The sequence below is a fragment of the Polaribacter sp. Z014 genome, from assembly GCF_023555435.1.
GTDB lineage: Bacteria > Bacteroidota > Bacteroidia > Flavobacteriales > Flavobacteriaceae > Polaribacter.
Genome location: NZ_JALCZP010000060.1, coordinates 1 through 2,490, shown reverse-complemented (window position 1 = coordinate 2,490; position 2,490 = coordinate 1). Strand labels below are relative to the sequence as shown.

General features: G+C 26.4%; 3 protein-coding genes. All 3 read right to left on the bottom strand.

The window, feature by feature from the left end; genetic code table 11:
• Positions 1-213 precede the first annotated feature (213 nt).
• The 3 genes from MPF19_RS18795 to MPF19_RS18785 all read right to left on the bottom strand — a co-directional run bounded on the left by MPF19_RS18795 (position 214) and on the right by MPF19_RS18785 (position 2,387).
• On the bottom strand, positions 214-879 hold the full coding sequence (locus MPF19_RS18795) for a hypothetical protein (RefSeq protein WP_249989813.1): 666 nt from the start codon (positions 877-879) through the stop codon (positions 214-216).
• Between the two features lie 128 nt (positions 880-1,007).
• A complete protein-coding gene (locus MPF19_RS18790) occupies positions 1,008-1,589 on the bottom strand; it encodes a hypothetical protein (protein WP_249989812.1) in 582 nt (193 codons plus the stop codon).
• Positions 1,590-1,742: 153 nt separating this feature from the next.
• Positions 1,743-2,387 carry a hypothetical protein gene (locus tag MPF19_RS18785; RefSeq protein ID WP_249989811.1) on the bottom strand — a complete coding sequence of 215 codons (645 nt, stop codon included), beginning with the start codon at positions 2,385-2,387 and terminating at the stop codon, positions 1,743-1,745.
• Between the last annotated feature and the right edge of the window lie 103 nt (positions 2,388-2,490).

Sequence of the window (2,490 nt, the reverse complement as noted above, 5' to 3'; positions counted from 1 at the left end):
TTTGAGAATGAGAAAATTCAGCCTTTAAAAAAGCTAAAAATGTGAATATTATGACGAATTTTATTTTCATTCTTTATATTGTACAACGTTGTTGTATAAGCTTTGTTGCGTTGTTTAAGCAGTGAATTTAGTAAATATAACACGAACGGCGAAATTCCGGAGGAATTTCCCAAGTGAGCCAAAACTAGCAATAAAGTTTATACGGTGTTGCCATTAGTTTCTTTTATATATTAATGATGATTCTCCTAATTTTAATTCTAATATTTTCCTCTTTATTTTTATTATTTCATATTCAAGAATAATACCTTGTATAATTTCTTTTCTTTCAGAATGTGCTTTTAAGGTTACTTCTATTTCATAATTCTTATTCGGAATAATGTTTATTGGGTAACTTTCAGTACCCATTGATGAAAGCTGAATAAAGTAATTAGATTCGGAAAAAGGAAGTTTAATTTCAGTATTTCCATTTATTGATTTTATTTGTCCATTTAAATCTGAAGCACCTAAATTTTCAGTACTATCTTTTAAATATGAATATGGGAAAGGATTTTCGTATTCATCTAATACTTTTACTTTTATAGTTATACTATCTTTTTTATTAGAGCTAGTTTTAATGATTCTATGCGAACTTGAATAATATTTAGAGTTAAATTCAGCACTTTGCTTTTGAAATTTTAAGTAAAGTTTTTTGTCTTTTATTTCATAATGACCATTTCCATGTGATTCACTTACACAACCTCCTGATAAATATTGAAAAGTGTAATCTTTTTGGAAAATAATGGTTCGATAATCCTCCCCATTTCCGTTTGAGTATTCCCCTTTTATTTGAGAATTAATATTAAAACTAAATATAAAAATTAATAGAAGGATTTTTTTCATCTCGTAAATTAATGGCAACGTTGTTGTGTATGATTTGTTGCGTGTTTTAAGCACTAAAGTTAGTAAATAAAACACTAACCAAGAAAGTCCCAAAGGACTTTCGTAAATTGGCTAAAACAAGCAATAAATTATACACGGTGTTGTAAGGCGTTTTTTTCAATCAGTTCGTTTATTACTTTCATATTTTTTTTCATTTCCAACACATTTTTTTTTGCAATTCTGTATGGGTAATAGGTCAAAAATCCTACAATAATTGTAACGAAAATTGGAGGTAAAATATATGCAATCTCAATTTCAGTTTGTATTGGTGGAATTAGAGTTTCAATTAGAAGAAGTAACATTGTGAGTAAATAAATTCCGAATATTAGAATTCTCAAAATGAATGGTATAATTTCCATTCCTCGAATTTCAGTTTTTATTTTCAGCGTATTTCTTTCTTTATAAAATTCAGACTTTACAGATGCAAAATTATTCGTGATAGAATTGTCTATAATAAATCTCTCTCGGATTTTTAAACATTTTGAATTAATATCTCCAATGTATTTTTTATTTTCAGGATTAATGATGTCAAGCATTATTAAGAAAGGCGTATAATAACCTTTTCCAATCATTTTCTTAAATTCATTTATAAAGATTTCTTTTTCAACATTTAATTCAGTTTCAAATATGTCAATTAATTTATATTTTTCTAAAAGTCTATTAATTCCCATTCAGTTTTTTTAATGCCTTACAACGTTGTTGTGTTATGGAAAGTTGCGTTTTAAATGAACGGCTATTTTCCGCAGGAAAATAGAAGTTTATAAAAATGCAACTAACTTTGGTTAAGCACTAAATTAAGCAATTTTTTATACACGGTGTTGTACCTAGTTTTTTGTTTTCCATTTTGTTAAAATACTATCAGCTTCTTTCTTTGTTATATTTCCGTAATATGGTTTTCCTGATTTTCGTTGTAAATCTCTCTTTATAAAATCAGAAGTTCCACAATATAAAATATCTAAATCATAAACGGAATGATTTGCCTCAAAGTAGTTTTTATTTCCATTTTCATCTTGAAAATAATATCTAATTGATAAAGTTTCTACTTTAACTGAATCAGTATTTTTTTCATAAACATCCATTTCAGATTCAATTCCATTTTTCCAAAAGAGTATATTTGAATTTAACCAAATCATTTTATTTTTAAAAATAGTTTTGTTTTCAACGACGTCATTTTTAAAAGTCAACCCTGTTGGAATATTTTTTAGACTAAAAATTTTTCCAAACTTGGAAAGTATTCCGTCATTATAATTTTCATCTTTTAATTTATTCCAGTTTTTCCAAGATAGTTTTTCGGATTTCCAATTTTCAGAAATTTCTTTTAATCCAATTTCCTTTCTTTCTGAATTAAAACTAAAACCATATTTATTAAATTGTTTTTCTTGATTCCAAAGAGAAAGATAATACATCAAAATTCCAATTATCGAAATTCCAATTATTATAAATAATGTTCTTTTTAGCAGGATTTTCATAAATTAGGTACAACGTTGTTTTGTATGGAAAGTTGCGTTTTAAGTCGACGGCTATTTTCCGCAGGAAAATAGAAGTTGACAGAAATGCAACAACCTTTGATTA

Excerpts from the sequence above, each read along its gene's own strand:
- MPF19_RS18795 (WP_249989813.1), bottom strand. The coding sequence starts at position 879 with ATGAAAAAAATCCTTCTATTAATTTTTATATTTAGTTTTAATATTAAT.
- MPF19_RS18790 (WP_249989812.1), bottom strand. The coding sequence starts at position 1,589 with ATGGGAATTAATAGACTTTTAGAAAAATATAAATTAATTGACATATTT.
- MPF19_RS18785 (WP_249989811.1), bottom strand. The coding sequence starts at position 2,387 with ATGAAAATCCTGCTAAAAAGAACATTATTTATAATAATTGGAATTTCG.